At 55.8% G+C, this 16,607-nt stretch carries 16 protein-coding genes; 5 read left to right on the top strand and 11 right to left on the bottom strand.

The window, feature by feature from the left end; genetic code table 11:
• On the bottom strand, positions 1-477 hold a 477-nt coding region (locus tag HMPREF1144_RS23440; protein WP_009654167.1), incomplete at its 3' end, for an ISL3 family transposase.
• A 93-nt stretch (positions 478-570) separates the two neighbouring features.
• Here HMPREF1144_RS23440 and dinB point away from each other — a divergent pair.
• A complete protein-coding gene (gene dinB, locus HMPREF1144_RS23445) occupies positions 571-1,626 on the top strand; it encodes a DNA polymerase IV (RefSeq protein ID WP_009654191.1) in 1,056 nt (351 codons plus the stop codon).
• Between the two features lie 2 nt (positions 1,627-1,628).
• Positions 1,629-2,093, top strand: a complete 465-nt coding sequence (locus HMPREF1144_RS23450; RefSeq protein WP_042928345.1) for a GNAT family N-acetyltransferase — start codon at positions 1,629-1,631, stop codon at positions 2,091-2,093.
• Between the two features lie 103 nt (positions 2,094-2,196).
• Here HMPREF1144_RS23450 and pepD read toward each other — a convergent pair whose 3' ends face one another.
• Positions 2,197-3,654, bottom strand: a complete 1,458-nt coding sequence (gene pepD / locus HMPREF1144_RS23455) for a cytosol nonspecific dipeptidase (RefSeq protein WP_009654180.1) — start codon at positions 3,652-3,654, stop codon at positions 2,197-2,199.
• A 258-nt stretch (positions 3,655-3,912) separates the two neighbouring features.
• Here pepD and gpt point away from each other — a divergent pair, with 258 nt between their 5' ends.
• From gpt to crl, 3 genes are all read left to right on the top strand, one after another.
• Entirely contained in the window at positions 3,913-4,371 is a 459-nt protein-coding gene (gene gpt / locus HMPREF1144_RS23460; RefSeq protein ID WP_004129200.1) for a xanthine phosphoribosyltransferase, read from the top strand.
• 106 nt (positions 4,372-4,477) lie between these two features.
• Positions 4,478-5,722 (top strand): esterase FrsA, encoded by a 1,245-nt coding sequence (frsA, locus tag HMPREF1144_RS23465; RefSeq protein ID WP_004129202.1) that lies wholly within the window; start codon positions 4,478-4,480, stop codon positions 5,720-5,722.
• A gap of 57 nt (positions 5,723-5,779) precedes the next feature.
• The gene (crl, locus tag HMPREF1144_RS23470; protein WP_004847949.1) at positions 5,780-6,178 is read left to right on the top strand and encodes a sigma factor-binding protein Crl; all 399 of its coding nucleotides are present in this window, start codon (positions 5,780-5,782) and stop codon (positions 6,176-6,178) included.
• Positions 6,179-6,260: 82 nt separating this feature from the next.
• On the opposite strand, the gene HMPREF1144_RS23475 is transcribed toward crl, so the two are convergent.
• From HMPREF1144_RS23475 to HMPREF1144_RS23515, 9 genes are read right to left on the bottom strand one after another with little or no spacing between them, the layout of a single operon-like run.
• Positions 6,261-6,767: a serine acetyltransferase gene (locus HMPREF1144_RS23475; protein ID WP_009654175.1), complete on the bottom strand. Its 507-nt coding sequence runs from the start codon at positions 6,765-6,767 to the stop codon at positions 6,261-6,263.
• Positions 6,768-6,769: 2 nt separating this feature from the next.
• Complete coding sequence (locus HMPREF1144_RS23480; protein ID WP_009654169.1) at positions 6,770-8,188, bottom strand: DUF4832 domain-containing protein; 1,419 nt, start codon at positions 8,186-8,188, stop codon at positions 6,770-6,772.
• 2 nt (positions 8,189-8,190) lie between these two features.
• Entirely contained in the window at positions 8,191-8,601 is a 411-nt protein-coding gene (locus tag HMPREF1144_RS23485; RefSeq protein WP_004847955.1) for a hypothetical protein, read from the bottom strand.
• Positions 8,598-9,713 (bottom strand): glycosyltransferase family 4 protein, encoded by a 1,116-nt coding sequence (locus HMPREF1144_RS23490; protein ID WP_009654192.1) that lies wholly within the window; start codon positions 9,711-9,713, stop codon positions 8,598-8,600. Before HMPREF1144_RS23490 ends, HMPREF1144_RS23485 begins: the two co-directional genes overlap by 4 nt.
• Positions 9,710-10,924 (bottom strand): glycosyltransferase family 4 protein, encoded by a 1,215-nt coding sequence (locus HMPREF1144_RS23495; protein ID WP_042928340.1) that lies wholly within the window; start codon positions 10,922-10,924, stop codon positions 9,710-9,712. Before HMPREF1144_RS23495 ends, HMPREF1144_RS23490 begins: the two co-directional genes overlap by 4 nt.
• The gene (locus tag HMPREF1144_RS23500) at positions 10,905-11,930 is read right to left on the bottom strand and encodes a glycosyltransferase (RefSeq protein WP_004847962.1); all 1,026 of its coding nucleotides are present in this window, start codon (positions 11,928-11,930) and stop codon (positions 10,905-10,907) included. The genes HMPREF1144_RS23495 and HMPREF1144_RS23500 overlap by 20 nt, the downstream gene beginning before the upstream one ends.
• Positions 11,923-13,305 carry a hypothetical protein gene (locus HMPREF1144_RS23505; protein ID WP_009654196.1) on the bottom strand — a complete coding sequence of 461 codons (1,383 nt, stop codon included), beginning with the start codon at positions 13,303-13,305 and terminating at the stop codon, positions 11,923-11,925. The genes HMPREF1144_RS23500 and HMPREF1144_RS23505 overlap by 8 nt, the downstream gene beginning before the upstream one ends.
• Positions 13,296-14,513 carry a lipopolysaccharide biosynthesis protein gene (locus HMPREF1144_RS23510; protein WP_004847967.1) on the bottom strand — a complete coding sequence of 406 codons (1,218 nt, stop codon included), beginning with the start codon at positions 14,511-14,513 and terminating at the stop codon, positions 13,296-13,298. The genes HMPREF1144_RS23505 and HMPREF1144_RS23510 overlap by 10 nt, the downstream gene beginning before the upstream one ends.
• A gap of 5 nt (positions 14,514-14,518) precedes the next feature.
• Positions 14,519-16,606 carry a GumC family protein gene (locus HMPREF1144_RS23515; RefSeq protein WP_009654174.1) on the bottom strand — a complete coding sequence of 696 codons (2,088 nt, stop codon included), beginning with the start codon at positions 16,604-16,606 and terminating at the stop codon, positions 14,519-14,521.
• Position 16,607: the final 1 nt, after the last annotated feature.

Consider the following 16,607-nt stretch of genomic DNA (forward strand, 5'->3'; position numbering starts at 1 on the left):
CACATTCATATGACGGGCAGATAATGGCTTTTTTATCCGGGCAAGACCTCGCTTAACTGCCCGGGTCATAATGCCGTCAACCGCATTCCAGCTGAGCTTTAGCTGTTTCCTTACAGCATCAACGGTGCTGATTTTCAGCCATGAGAGCACGAACGATTCGAACAGCAGCGTATACCGGCTGCCAGGCCCTGCCCACGGTACAGGCAATGTCTGGCAGCCATGCTCCGGACACATAATGCGGGGAACATCGGCTTCGACAATGGTGGTGAACTGGCAGGTATCAAGATGGCGCCATTTACGATGACGGTGATCGTGAACAGAACAGGATTTACCGCAGGTCGGACAGGCTAACCGGGTGTTTTCAGCGATCCCAACAGTGACAGTAACAGAACCGGCATTTTCATCGAGAGAAAGGGACTTTACCTGCCACGGAGCGGACAGATTGAGAATATGAGCGTAGAGGGACTTTTCGTCCATGGCGGTGACCTCTGGCGATTAAATACACCATTATCATGCCTTCAGCCACCACAACAAGGGAAGACCCATGTATGTACAGTCTAAGGTTTGGCTATGCGTAAAATCATCCACGTTGATATGGACTGCTTCTTCGCGGCGGTGGAAATGCGTGACAACCCTGCACTGCGCGACATCCCTATTGCCATTGGCGGCAGTCGGGTGCAGCGCGGTGTTATCAGTACGGCTAACTATCCGGCGCGTAAATTCGGCGTGCGCAGCGCCATGCCAACCGTCACCGCGCTCAAACTTTGCCCCCACCTGACGCTGCTTCCCGGCCGCTTTGACGCCTATAAAGAGGCGTCGAACCATATCCGGGAGATTTTTTCCCGCTATACCTCGTTAATCGAACCATTATCGCTGGACGAAGCCTATCTCGACGTTAGCGACAGCGTTCATTGTCAAGGGTCAGCGACGCTGATGGCGCAGGAGATCCGCGAGACTATCCATCGTGAGCTAAATTTGACCGCCTCCGCAGGAATTGCGCCGGTAAAATTTCTCGCAAAAATCGCCTCGGATTTGAATAAACCCAACGGTCAGTTTGTTATTGCGCCGCATCAGGTCGCAGAGTTTGTCAAAACGTTGCCGCTATCGAAGATCCCGGGGGTCGGCAAGGTTTCCGCCGCGAAGCTCGAGAGCATGGGGCTGAGGACCTGTGAAGATGTGCAGAACAGCGATCTGGCGATGCTGCTCAAGCGCTTTGGTAAATTTGGGCGGATACTCTGGGAGCGCAGCCAGGGGATTGATGAACGAGAAATCAGCAGCGAGCGCCAGCGCAAATCGGTGGGCGTTGAACGAACCCTGATAGAAGATATCCACGAATGGGCGGAGTGTGAATCGATTATTGAGAACCTCTACCCGGAGCTGGAACGGCGACTGGCGAAGGTTAAACCGGATTTGCTGATTGCCCGTCAGGGTGTCAAGCTGAAGTTTAATGATTTTCAGCTCACCACCCAGGAACATGTCTGGCCCCGGCTGAATAAAGATGATTTGATTTCTACCGCGCATAAAGCCTGGCACGAGCGGCGCGGAGGTCGGGGAGTCAGGCTGGTGGGGCTGCACGTGACGCTACTTGATCCGCAGCTGGAGCGGCAACTCGTTTTGGGATTGTAATGATGTTAACGATAAGAATGTACGAAGAGGGGGATTTTCCGGCGCTATGCGCACTATTTTTACGCGCCGTTAAAGAGACCGCCAGCGCCGACTATTCCCCCCGGCAAATTGCCGCCTGGGCGCAGGTTGATGAAGCCCGCTGGCGGCAAAAACTCGCGGCGTCACGCGTACTGGTGGCAATAAATGATGCCTCGCCGGTCGGGTTTATTACCGCCGTGGATGACTACATCGATTTACTATTTGTCTCTCCCGACTATAGCCGCCAGGGCGTCGCCAGCGCGCTGCTCAATACGCTATTGAGGCAGCTTCCCGAGCGCGCTTATACGGTAGAGGCCAGTATTACGGCAAAGCCCTTTTTTGCGCGTCACGGCTTCACGGTTATGCAGCCACAGGAAGTGACGGCGCGGGGTGAACGATTTCTTAATTATTTGATGCGGCGGCAAATCGATCCCACATATAGCGCGTGACAGGTATGCCCGGATGCGGTTACCACAATCGGCACGGCGTGCTTTTCGCTCGGTCATCTTACAAAGAAAAGGCCCACTCTCTGCGGAGTGGGCCTGTGTTGTCTTACTTCGCCGGAATGGATTTCAGCAGTTCAGTCAGCAGCGTCCAGTACTGGCCCACGCTTTCGATATGAACCTGCTCATCCGGGGAGTGAGGACCGGTGATGGTTGGCCCGATAGAAACCATGTCCATATCTGGATACGGTTTTTTGAACAGACCGCACTCCAGGCCCGCGTGGATAATCTGGATGTTCGGCGTCTTGTTGAACAGACGCTGATAGGTTTCACGCACCAGATGCATCACCGGCGAGTTGGCGTCCGGCTGCCAGCCAGGGTAGGCGCCTTTCGCTTCGGTTTTCGCACCGGCCAGCTTGCCCAGCGAATCCAGCATGCTCACGACATAATCTTTTCCGCTGTCGATTAGCGAGCGAATCAGGCAGTGAATCTGCACGTTGTCGCCGGTCATGGTCACCACGCCGACGTTCAGCGAGGTTTCCACCACGCCTTTTGCCACATCAGAGTTGCGGATGACGCCGTTTGGCGTGGCGTTCAGCAGACGCACAAAGGTATCATGAGATTGGGCCGTCAGCGCAGGCTGCTCGTTAGCAACCGACTCCAGCAGCACAGTCAGGTTTTTCTCTTTGGCCGCCAGCTCGTTTTTCAGGATCGCCTGGTACTCATTAGCCAGCGCTTTCAGCGCGTCCGCTTTATCCGCGGCCACGGCGACTGTCGCGAACGCTTCACGCGGGATCGCGTTGCGCAGGGTGCCGCCGTTGAAATCGACCAGGCGCAGATCCAGCTCTTCAGCATGGCCTGCGAGGAAGCGCGCCAGCAGCTTGTTGGCATTACCTAAACCAACGTGGATCTCGCCGCCGGAGTGGCCGCCTTTGAGTCCTTTAAGGGTCAGCTTAAAGCTCTGAAAACCGGCCGGAACGGCTTCGCGGGTCAGCGCCAGATCAGAGGTGAAGTCGATCCCGCCGGCGCAGCCCATGTAAATCTCACCTTCTTCTTCGGAGTCGGTGTTGATCAGGATATCCGCCTGCAGCCAGTTGGCCTGCAGGCCAAACGCGCCGTCCATACCGGCTTCTTCCGTCATGGTCAGCAGCACTTCCAGCGGGCCGTGAACCACGTTATCGTCAGCCAGTACCGCCAGCGCGGAAGCCATGCCGATACCGTTGTCGGCGCCCAGGGTGGTGCCGCGCGCTTTGACCCACTCGCCGTCGATGTACGGCTGAATCGGGTCCTTAGCGAAGTCATGAACGGTATCGTTGTTTTTCTGCGGCACCATATCGAGGTGCGCCTGCAGCACAACCGGTTTGCGGTTTTCCATACCGGCAGTCGCGCCTTTACGAATCAGAATGTTGCCAACCTGGTCGCGTTCCGCGTGTAAGCCTTTTTCTTTTGCCCAGCCCATGATGTGCTCAGCGAGCTGTTCTTCGTGATAGGAGGGGTGAGGAATAGAGCAGATTTTGGCAAAAATATCCCACAGCGGCTGCGGGGATAATTGAGACAGTTCAGACACGATAAGTCTCCTTACAATCACCTGCAAAAGTCGTTTGCAGATCGAGGGGTTAGCAATCAAATACACTACAAGCCCGGGCTTGCGCGATGGGGTTGAGAATACCACTTTCCGTGTACTCTGGTAGTGTAAACCGCGTAAAAAGAGTCGTCGTGGCTGCTTAACGCTGGTTTTTAGCGCGTCAGATCTCTATAATCTCGCGCAACCATTTTCCCCCTCGAACATTATTTAAGCCGTATTACACAGGCTGGGACACTTCACATGAGCGAAAAATACGTCGTCACCTGGGACATGTTGCAGATTCACGCCCGCAAGCTGGCCACTCGCCTGCTGCCGGTTGAACAGTGGAAAGGCATTATTGCCGTTAGCCGCGGCGGTCTGGTACCGGGAGCACTACTGGCGCGTGAACTGGGTATTCGTCATGTTGATACCGTTTGCATCTCAAGCTATGACCACGATAATCAGCGTGAACTGACCGTGCTGAAACGTGCGGAAGGCGATGGCGAAGGCTTTATCGTGATCGATGACCTCGTCGACACCGGCGGTACCGCCGTAGCCATCCGCGAAATGTATCCGAAAGCACATTTTGTCACTATCTTCGCAAAACCGGCCGGCCGCCCGCTGGTTGATGATTATGTTGTTGATATTCCCCAGGATACCTGGATTGAACAGCCGTGGGATATGGGCGTGGTGTTCGTACCGCCTATCGCAGGTCGTTAATTTCCAGCATAAATGCTAATTACCACGCCCGGTTTTGCCGGGCGTGGTTTTTTTTACCCTTGCGCAGGTTACAATAGCTTCAGTGGCAACATGATGGAGGCTGCACATGTCCCAGGCTAACCTTAGCGAAACGCTGTTTAAACCCCGATTCAAACATCCGGAAACCTCCACGCTGGTGCGTCGGTTTAATACCGGAGCGCAGCAACCGATCCAGTCTGCGCTCAGCGGTAATCACGTTGATCACTGGTATCGATTGATTAACCGCCTGATGTGGATCTGGCGTGGCGTGACGCCGCAGGAAATCCTCGACGTGCAGGCGCGCATCGTCATGAGCGATGCCGAGCGCACCGACCCGGAGCTTTACGATACGGTCGTTGGCTATCGCGGCGGCAACTGGATCTTTGAATGGGCCAAGCAGGCGATGGACTGGCAGCAGAAGGCCGGTCAGGAAGAGAATCTGCTCGTGAGCGGTCGTCACTGGCTCCATGCGGCAAACCTTTACAGCATTGCCGCCTATCCGCACATCAAGGGCGATGAGCTGGCGGAACAGGCGCAGGTGCTGGCATACCGGGCTTATGAAGAAGCCGCTCAGCGCTTGCCCGGCAAGCTGCGAGAGCTGGAGTTCTCTATCCCCGGCGCCGCGCCGATCACCGGTTTCCTGCATATGCCGCCAGGCGATGGGCCGTTCCCGACGGTACTGATGTGCGGCGGGCTTGACGCGCTACAGACCGATTATTACAACCTGTATGAAAACTATTTTGCGCCGTTGGGTATCGCTATGCTGACCGTGGATATGCCTTCCATCGGTTTCTCCTCAAAATGCAAGCTGACCCAGGATACCAGTCTGCTGCACCAGTATGTGCTGCAGCATCTGGCTAATGTGCCCTGGGTCGATCATACCCGCGTGGCCGCTTTTGGTTTCCGTTTCGGCGCGAATATCGCCGTGCGGCTGGGCTATCTTGAGTCCCAGCGCCTGAAGGCGGTGGCCTGCCTGGGGCCGGTGGTACACGGCCTGCTGGTGGACCCGCTGCATCAGGGGCGGGTGCCGGAGATGTATCTTGACGTTCTGGCTTCGCGGCTGGGGATGCATGACGCTTCCGACGACGCGCTGCGCGTTGAGCTTAACCGCTATTCCCTGAAGGTTCAGGGGCTGCTGGGGCGCCGCTGCCCCACGCCAATGCTCTCAGGCTTCTGGAAAGACGATCCGTTCAGCCCGGAGGAGGAGTCGCGGCTGATTACTTCATCATCATCCGACGGTAAGCTGCTGGAGATCCCGTTCAATCCGGTCTATCGCAATTTCGATCACGCGCTGCGGCAGATCGCCCGCTGGATTAGCCATAGATTTAGTTAATATATTGCTAAATTCTATCGATTTGGTAACGTCATGGCATGACTAAAGGAGATCGCAATGACGTTACCGAGTGGACACCTGAAGAGTAAGCTGATTAAGAAATTCACGGCGCTTGGCCCTTACATCCGTGAGGAGCAATGTGAAGACAACCGCTTCTTTTTCGATTGCCTGGCTGTTTGCGTCAACGTAAAACCAGCGCCTGAAAAACGCGAGTTCTGGGGATGGTGGATGGAGATGGAAGCGCAGGAATCGCGCTTCACCTATAGCTATCAGTTTGGATTGTTCGACAAAGAGGGCGTCTGGCGTCCGGTCGCGATTGACGATCCTGAAGTCACTGAAAAGCTTGAAAAGACGCTACGTGGTTTTCACGAACGAGCCGAAGCGTTGCTGGCGACGTTCAGTCTTAAGCTGGAGCCCGCCGATGATTTTAGCGAACCGGTTAAGCTGAGAGCCTGAGTTCCGGTCAGCGGCTGTCATCCTGCTCGCAATAAAACCCGCGTTTCGACCAGCGCGGGTTTCCTTCCCAGGCAAACCCGCGCTAAATACCGTTTAATATCCGACAGGGTTGACCGACGGCAATCATTCCTGCGGCCAGATCTTTGGTCACTACCGTTCCTGCCCCAACCTTGACGTTGTCGCCCAGCGTGACCGCGCCAATCACCACGGCGTGGGCGCCAAATTCGACGTTATCGCCGATGCGCGGGCTGTCGCCCTCACGGCCCTGACTGTCGGTCACGCTACCAATCGTGACGCCCTGGCGCAGGGTGCAGTTCTGGCCGATGACCGTTCCCCGATTAATCACGATGCAGTGCGGATGATACAGCTTCAGCCCATAGCCAATGCGCGCTCGCCACGGCAGCTCAATGCAAAATACACACTCGTTAATCACGATATTGAGAATAACGAAGGGGAGCCCGCAGATCTTCCACAGAGGATTACGGCTGCGATAGAGCGTCGCCAGACGATAAAGCAGAACCGCGATTTTCGCTTTTATGCCGCCGCAGGATTTGATCTCCCGGGCGACCAGCCTGATAGCCTCAAACATGGTTATTCCTTAAGGTTAAATGAAGCCAGTGAATACCATCCATCACCGGTTTTACCTTCGTTAGCGAGTTGAATACGCGGCTGGCCCTGATGATTGGTCAGGGCCGCTTCCAGACGATATTGGCCGACCGGGAGTCCGGCAGGCAGCGGCAGCGTAGCGCTGCTGTGATGATCGCCGGGTAGCCACTGGCGAACGTCATCCGCCGTTTTGATTTGCGTAACGGTAGTTCCGGCGTCATTGACTATCCGCCATTGCACAAGGTACGGGAGATAGGCTGGCGCGACGCCGTCGTTACGCCAGGTGACGTTTAGCGTAAGCGGCATGCCGCTGCGTACGGTCGTATTCCATTCCAGCTGACCCACCCGGTAGCGGTAGCCGATTCGCAATAACGCGCTATCAACGATATCGCGATATGCTGCCGGCACAGGACGCGATTTCAGATTCAGGGTACTGGCGTGCTGCGCTAATGCCCAGTCGAAGCTTGCCTGGACCTCTTCGCGGGTATAGTGCTGCACGCTTTCCCACTCCGCCATATAACCGCAAATTTCCAGGCTAACGGGGGCGTGCTGCCAGCTATCATTAAACCCGGGCCACGCGGTCTGCGCCGCGGCCAGGCGTTGAGGATAGTCATCGCGCATATGGCTCCACTCTGCGGAAAAGTTATGCCAGTCTCCCCAGCAATCTGCGCGCCACCCCGCGCCTTTTTGGCTGGCCCAGGCCAGCGAATTACCGCCGCTGATTAACATGATTTTGGGCGTTTTCGGGAAACTGCTGAAGTGCATATCAACGTAGCGATTGAGCTGCTCCGGAGCGTACTTTTCCAGCAACGGCGCAACGTCAGTAAAATTGGAGTTGTGCCATTCCCCCCACGAACCCACCATGCCTATATCGACAAACGCGAGGTTCGGATTGCCGTCATAACGTGCGCCGAGGGCGTTAAGCAGCTTTTGCGCATAGGCGATAAAGATCGGATCGCTGAGGTCCGGCACAAAGGTTTTGCCATTTTCGACCCATTGTCCCTGAATGCCTTTTTTGATAAGCCAGGCGGGGATTTTCGAGCCCGATTGCGGTTCATCGAGCGCCATGAAACGCAATCCGACGTTCATCGCCGGCTGATGCTGGGCGGCGACGCTGAAAGCACGATCGATCGGCGCAAAATCATAGACGCCTTCTTCAGGCTCCAGATCGCTCCAGTAAAAGCGATCGTATTCGAACCCGGTGTCCGGGTACTCTTTCAGAGAAGGCTTCTGGCCATAACCATCGTGGAAACTGGCCACGCCGATCCCTGGGTTCGTCAACAGACCGGTAAAGGCCGGCGGGGTGATAACCGTGCGTTCAGCCAGCACTGCCGCTGAGGGTATGACTCCGGCCAGCAGTAGCGCCACAAGGCGCGCGGCGCGGCGCAGCGAAAAAGAGCTCATCGTTAATTCACTTTATCGTGGAGGTTCACAAACCACGTCCAGATACCGACGTGGAAGTCTTTAAACACATCGATACCCAGCGCGGATTTCAGCATATAGAGCGCCAGCAGCACCGCAAGAATGGCGAACAGCACGGCGATGGTAATCGCCAGGGTGGAGAATATACGCCCGAGCAGCGTACTCTCTCGCGGAATTTTGCGCAGATCGCGGCCGCATAAAAAGACCACGAAATAGCGGCGATGCAGAAAAGGAAAACTGTGGCGAAAATCGATGCGATGGCGCGAGGCCAGGCTCGCTCTCACCAGCGCCTGTTCAATACCGCGCTTTTGTTCCGGCGTGAGTGAGGTTTCTGTTTCCGGGTCAAGCGCGGAATAAAAGCGCTCGACGACCAGGTCGGATGTTGATTTAGTCACGGTTGACTCTTATTCATTAAACGCTGATAGACCTGAGCGGTTTTTGCCGCAATGTCCGGCCAGCGGTATTTGGGCATCAGTTGGCTGTAATCCGCGGTCTCCTCGCCGCGCCAGGACTGGATCTTTTGCGCCAGCGCGGCGACATTGCCCGTCGGAAAATAAACTTCTGCAGGCAGGCCGATCTCGAGGTTGGCGGGGATATCGCTGACGATAACCGGCAGTGACCAGGACATGGCCTCCAGCAGGGCAATGGGCAGCCCTTCGTGATAAGACGGTAGAACAAAAAGCCCGGCCTGTGAGAACAAAGTGTACAGCGGATCGCCGCTAATAAAACCGGTCATGATCGCTCCCGGGGTTTCGGCCGCCTGCTTCTTCAGCCGTTCGCTGTACTCATCAGGATGGTCGGCATCGCCAATCAGTACCAGCGGCAGCGAACAGTTCGAGGCTTTGTAGGCGGCAAGCAGATCGTGCAGCCCTTTTTCTTCCACAAAACGGGCGACGGCGACAATGTATTGCCCGGCTTTCAGCGAATACTGATTCAGCGTGGCCCGTTGCGTCTCTTCGGCGGGAAGCGGCGGTTGGCGCACGCCGTTATAGATCACGTTAGCGTTGGTACGGCCGTGTTTGGTCTTAATCAGCGTATTAATCACTTCCGAGATCACAATAACCTCGTTGGCATATTTCACCGCCCATTTCTCACCGAGGCGCAGCATCTCTTTCGCCATTTTGCCCCACTTCTGGCGATCGTAGTCCGGGCCGTGGTGGGTAAAAACGACGCGCTTGCCGAGCAGGCGCAGCAGCGGGACCACCAGGCCAGGGCCGACCGCATGAACGTGAACCACATTTGAGCCGTCAAACAGGGTCGTGAAGGCGGCCAGCGTAGAGTGAATAATGGCTTCGAATTTACGGCTTTTGGGCGCCCACAGGCTTTTCAACCGCACGCCTTTATATTCGCTACGGCGATAGTCAACGTACGGTGAGCGGGCAATGACGCAGATATCGGCGTCATTCTGGTAATAGATTTCCGGATAGAGATTCTGGCAATGGGTCTCAACGCCGCCCTGGACGTTCGGAATACCGCGGGTGCCAAGCACCGTCACTTTGAGCTTCATTTCTCTTCCCCCACGAGCTGCTGATAGAGTTCCTGCAGAACCTGCATATGCCGGGCGAGATCGTATTTCTCCTCTAAACGCTGGCGTGCGTTGATGCCCATTTCTCGCGCCTGCTGCGGATTGGCGGCCAGGCTATCCATGATGCGCGCCAGCGCGTCGGCATCCCCGGGTTCCACCAGATAGCCATCAATGCCATCGCGAATTTGCTCCGGAATACCGCCGATATTGCCGCCGACGACGGGGCGGCCGAACGCCATCGCCTCCAGCACCGACATCGAGCAGTTTTCATAATATTCGGAAGGGACGATCACCGCCCGCGCGCCGCGAATCAACGCGTTGAGCGCGTCTCCGTGGCGCATATAGCCGAGAAATTCCGGACCGCTAAAGCGGGCGCGCAGGTCGCTGCCGAGAGGGCCATCGCCGACGATTTTCAGCGGCATGGACTGCTGCATTTTTTGCTGCGCCAGCGCCAGGGTGGCCACGCCTTTCTCACGGCTCAAGCGGCCGATATAGAGGAAATAATCCCCCGCCGTATCGCCCGGGATCGTGGTGCTGGCATCAATACCGTTGACGATCACATCGATCCGCGACCTGGGTAATTTACGCAGCAGCGTCTGACGCATAAATTCGCTGGGAGCTATAATGCAATCGAGCATGGCGTAATTTTGCGCGAACTTTTGCCAGTAGGCCTCAAGCGAGAGCAGCAGGCTTTTAAAGGTATCGCCCTGCTGGCAACGATGGCGAAAGGCGTTGCTCACCGAACCGGTAAGACAGTCATCGCAGACGTGGCCATCGCGCAGCATGGTGTACGATGGGCAGACGATTTTATAATCGTGCGCCGTCAGTACGGTTTTGCAGCCAAAGCGCTTAGCGACGCCAATCAAGGCGGGCGTCAGCTGGTGGTAGATATTATGAAAGTGCACAATATCCGGGCGCTGCTCCAGCAGCAGGGTGTTGAGTTTATTGCAGGCCTCAGTGTTGTAGATAAAGTCGATGCCCGCTTTGAGCTTGCCCGTAAGCCCGTGGCTTTGATGATAATCCACGTTATGTACGAAGAAGCTTTCCCAGGGCGAAGGCTTATTTTCCGCATGCTGCATGCTGAAGTCGACAACCTGATAGCCCGCTTGCAGCATGGCGTCTCGCTCCTGGAAAAAAACGGTTTCCGCTCCGCCCTTAATAAAAAAGAATTTATTAACGAATAATATTTTCATGTTCTGTCTGGATATGTTTTGGGTTGGAGACGGTCACGGCGGGCTGTTTCAGCGGATCGCGAACGGCGTTAATCAGGCCTCGCACCATACCTGCGGAAAATAACGATAAGTTGATCACGCTCTGGACGCCGTCCCGCAGCGACTTGTTTTTAATCGCCTTCAGCGCGATAAACGCAAGCAGCGGAAGCAGGGCGATAATAATCACACCGGGATTGAACGACAGGAGGCAAATAATCAATACCAGGATATACAGCGTGAATATCAGTTCGTTGCGAACAATCTTAAGCGCGGCGGGGAAATGCTTTTTCCCCCAGCAGTTGCGTAATAGCTCACCCGGCGCCCATAAAAAACCGTTCTTCCAGCGATAGGTCAACATTTTAAATGTCGGCATGGTATAGGACGCATGGCTAAAATAGGGCGCGGCGAGGCGGTGGAGTTTATAGCCCGCGGCCTGCAAGCGGATCCCCAATTCGGCTTCTTCATAACCGTGAAGGTTAAGATTGGTCAGATAGCCAATTTTCTCGATTGCCGAACGGCGATAGAGGCCGCCGCCGCCAAGATGATCGGTATCGCCCTGCGGATAGATAAGATGCAGGCGCTGCTTGCGCGATTTAAACTCATAGTTAGCGGCGTCATCCATCTCGACGCTGCCCGCCACGCCCGCATATTCAGGATGCGTTTCAAGAAACGCCACGGCGGTGTCGAGAAAACCCGGCTCCAGCTCCATATCGCCGTCCAGCAGCAGCAGATAGTCCCCTTCGCTGAATAACCAGCCCAGCTGGTGGCCCACGCCGCAGCAGCGATCTTTTGCGTTATCGAGGCAGACCACCATCGCGTCTTTGGCGACGGCCAGCTCGCGGGTATTGTCGGTGGAGAGGCTATCGGCGACGATAATCTGATGCGGGTAAGGCTGCAATTGCTTGCGGACGCTGTCGATCGTTTTTTCAATACCCTGCGCTTCGTTGAGGGTCTTAATGCTGACGGTAATTGATGGCGTTTTATTCATATTGGGTACCGGAGTTCAGACGGACGGAACGATGAATGACAATAAGCGTCCCGAGGGCCAGCCATAATAAAAACTGTAGCATGGGAATGATCATCAGGATCTGGCTATAGGGAAGGCTGAGTAAACAGCCGATGGCAAAGACGTAAAACGCAGGCGCGGAGCTGAGCAGCTGTAAATCTTCATGTTTGAGATCGTAGCGGGAAAAGGTCTCTTTGGGCCGCATGCCGATAAGAATAGAAGCAATCATGGCGATAAATAAGATCACGCCGATAATACCCACTTCCCACAGCATCATGCTTAGCGCGGTGGAGTCGAGTATCAGATGATACCAGGCGCCGATATAGCCTGGAGAGACGGTACTGCCGCTGTTGGTCGCGTTCAGACCGTAGCCAAATAGCATTCCGCCGGGGCCAAAAAGCTCGTTATGCTTAAGCCAGAAGAAAATAGTGGTAAACCGGCCGAGCTCGCCGCTTTCCATAATGTAGTTAGTATCAAAAATATAACCGAGGGAATCGATAAATACCGAGAGCGCGCTTTTGGTTGGATCCCCGCCGAAGGCCGACGAGTAGTTGGAGGCGAGAATGGTGATAGCGGCAAAAATTAACACCACCATTCCGGCGGCGATTATCATCAACGAGCGCAGGGTGACTTTGCTGATGCCGCTGACGTAAGCGGGCATGATCCACAGCAGCGCCAGTAAGAACGGCGACAGCAGAATCACGAATTTTACCTCGCCCACCACGCAGAGGAAAAAGGCCAGCACGATATGCGCCGCCATCGACTTGAACGAGCAGATACCGTGCTTAAATTCGGACACCTTCAGCAGCATAATCAGCAGGCAGAACATCCCCATGGCCGCGGTATTGCCGCCGCCCATCGGGTCGCCGCCAAACGTGCCGACCACCGAATCCCACTTTTCATCTTCGCCGCGCAAAGCCACGCGTTTTGGCACCACCACCAGCACCTGATAGATAGCCAGCGGGAACTGGACGTAGAACAGCCAGTAAAAAAGCTGAGTCAGGCGATGCAGCTGCGACTCGCGAAACATACCAAGCAGCATGCAAAACATCACCAGCGACAGGGCCAGTTCGTTTTTAAAACCGACGATGGCGGTGACGATGCCGGATTGTAAAACCGTGGCGCAGAGGCTAAGGATGATAAAGGTCAGATACAGCGCCAGCACCACCTTCTCGCGCGCGCTGAGCGCCAGGGGCTGCTGCCGGCTTTGCATCATCAACAAAACTACCATTACCAGCACCATGAAAAACGGAAGCCATAATACGGCGACAACGCCGGTGAAATACTGCACCGTGCCGCAGAAGACGATGGTCGTCAGCGCGAATATCTCCAGATAGCGACCGGTGTTTAGCTGCATATTTTCTGCTCCTGCCGGGAGAGCTGCAGCGCCCGCTTATTCATTTTCAACAGAATGAACAGATAGCGAATGCTGGTAAGAACAGAGAAGGTCAGCAGAGCAATTTCATAGCTTTGGCCCAATTCAGGTAGAGCGATAAAAGCGACGATAATGATCAGCAGCTGCTCTATCTGAATGCGTAAAAAATAGCGTTTAGAACCAAAGATAAGCTCAATAACGGTCAGCGGACTGACGGCCAGCGCGGCGAACAGATAAGGCAGCATATAGCGTGAGGTTGGAATGGAATTGAGCCACTCCTGGCTGAAGCCCAGGCGCATGACCAGCGGATAGAAAATCCAGATCCCAAGGATACAGATCAGCGCCGCGGCCATCAGCAGCAGGCGAATTTTTTTGTATTCCGCATAGTTAAAGGTGTTGTTGCGAAAATCCATCGACCATTTTGAAAAGATGGAGTTGCGCACCGCGTTACCGACAATCATCACCGGCGATAAACAGAAGCGGCTCACCACCGAGAAATAGCCCGCGACCAGCGGTGAAAACCAGACGTTAATCAACATCGTCGGCAGGTTATTGCTGGCCATCGCCAGCACTTCCGCGCTGCCGACGCGGCTGAGGTGCTGCCAGTGCTGGCGCGCAAAAAGGCCGTTCGCCCGCGGTGAAAAGTGTGCCGGCGTCAGGGTGCTGAAGCGAAACAAACGCAGCAGGCAGAGGCCGAGCAGCAGCAAAATGCCCGCCATCCAGGCAATATAGAACAGCGTGGTATTCGGCATCGCCAGCAGAGCTATCGCCACCACCAGCGACACGGCGATACGCTGGAAGGTGAGGAACTGATAGTTACCGCCGCGCAGCGAGAGGTTCTCGGCGATCAAAACCAGCGCATAGCCGAAGGTGAGCAGGTAGAGAAACGCGATATTGAGATGGAACATCAGTCCCGTGACCACCGCCCACGGCAGCGCCAGAAGCAGGCTTTGCAGCAGGCAAAACACCACGTTCTGCCCCAGCTCATGCTCTTCCTGGCGCGGGATCAGCAGCTGCGACGCAAAGGTGCAAACCTGCGCGCCAATCAGCACGTTGCTGTAGATCATCGCATAGTGCCCGACTTCCGCCATGCCGTAGCGATGGGAAATCAGCCATACGGAAAAAGCGCCGATCGCCTGCGAGAGGACCGAGGAGCTGGCGATTGAAGAAATACTCTTAATTAAGTTCATAATCGCTACTTCGGTGAAATCAGTTCGCCCATGCCGCGCTCGGGCAGGCGTTTGCCCTCCTGCGTCTCCAGGTTCTCTTCTTGCACCCGGTTAAGCATGGTGGCGACTGGGGTTGGCGCGGCGGCTTGCAGACGATGTTGCGCGTCGCGGATGCGCGACGCCTGCTCGCCTGCGTTGACCACCAGCAGGCTGATATCGACGTGCGGCGCCAGCAGCAGGGCGTCCTGGGCCAGCCCGAGCGATGGCGCATCAATAATCAGATAATCGTAGGTCTGCCGCAGCGTCGTCAGCAGCGCCGGGAGCCGTTCAGAAGTGAGCAGCAGCAGGGCTGAGTCGCTGAGTTCGCCTCGCGGCATAAAATCCAGCGTCTCGGAAAGGGGGACCACCGCCTGGGACGCGGCGCTGCGGCCATCAAGACGCTCGCTGAACCCTGTTTTATGCTGAGGATAGCGCGCGGAGAGCCCCGCGCTTGCGAGATAATCTATATCGATGAGTAAGGTTTTGCCTGACTTAGCGGCGGACCACGCCAGCATTTCGGCAATCAGGCTGCTGCCGGCGTGGGCCTGTGCCGAGGTCACCAGTATCGTCCCGCTATGATTATTCTGGCCGAGCAGCGCCAGGCGCAGGCTGTGGAGCATATCGGCATACAGCAGGTTCTGGAACGTCAGCTTCGCGCTGTTCGCCTGAGGCAACAGCGGAAACTCACCGCTGGCATCAAGGCCCGTTTTGGCTTTGAGTTCGCTGATGCTGTTCACCGTTTTGTCGAGCGCGGTGCTGACTATCAGGTACATGATGTACAGCGCCAGCGCCATCAGGGTCGCCATCACGATAAGCAGACCGCGCTGCGGTTTAGAGGGAAGGTTTGGCGGCACGGCGGCATCGTAGATCACTTCATCGGGAACCGAAAAGCTCTCGGAGAGCTTCTGCTCATTCGCCCGCTGATACAGCGATTTATACAGCTCTTCGGTTTTGTTCAGCGCGGTCATCATGGTGTTGTATTTGTCGCGCCTGGCGCCCAGCGCCTGGAAGTCGGCTTTCTGATCGTCGAGCATCTTCTGATAGTGCTGTTCATCGTCCAGCGCGATCTGATACTGCTGGCGTAAGCCGTTAAGCAGTTCCCCCAACACCTGGCCTATCTGCCCGTTCACGACCTGCAGCTGGGCCTGAGCCTGAAGATATTTCGGATGCTTAGGGCCATAGTGTTTCGCCGCTTCCGATAGGTTACGCCGCGTCTGGATCAGCGCGATGCGCAGATCCTGAATCTGCGGATGACCGGAAATTTCCGGCAGCGAGATGATGGCTTCCGGCGCTTTTCCCTGCTGGCGGCGCACTTTGTCCCACACCGTTTGCGCTTTCAGACGGCGCTGGGTGGCGTCGGCCAGATGGTTAATCACGATCCCCAGGCGCTCGGTCTCGTAGCCATCCATGCTGCGAAAGGTCAGCAGGCCGTTTTGTTTGAGAAAATCATCGATGTCGGCTTTCTGGCGATCGAGCTTATCGCGCAGATCGTCCATCATTTTCTCGTTCCAGCCCTGGGCCTGGAGCAGGATTTTCTGCTTCTGCGCCAGGCTGTAATCGATAAACGCCTGCGCCACGCCGTTGGCGATATCGGCGGCTTTTTGCGGCGATTTCGCCTCCATCGAAACGGATACCAGCTGCGTGGTGCGCACGCCGGAGATGGTCAGGTTTTTTTGCAGGGCGCGCAGCGCATTATTGACCCGCGCGGCCTCATCAAGATTGTCCCCGCCGTTAAATTCCGGGTCCCGATCCAGCTTTAGCGCTTTTACCGCGGCTTCCAGCACCACGCGGGAGCCCATCAGCGCGTATTTGGTTTCATAGTAATCGCTGCGGGTGGAATCATAGTTTTCCAGCCGCGGCAGGGGGGTAACATCCTGCGACTGCGCTTTAAACAGCACCGTCGCGGTTGCGGTATAGCTGGATGACATAAAGCGCGTCAGGATCCACGACGCCGCGGCAGCCACCACCACCACCACCAGGCACCAGATCAGCTTGTGCTTAATTTTGTTGAAATAAGGCGTGAAGTCGATAAAGCCTTCTTTCTTCTTTCCATTTTCAACTAATGAAATAGCCATA

Source organism: Klebsiella sp. OBRC7 (genome assembly GCF_000293135.1).
GTDB lineage: Bacteria > Pseudomonadota > Gammaproteobacteria > Enterobacterales > Enterobacteriaceae > Klebsiella > Klebsiella michiganensis.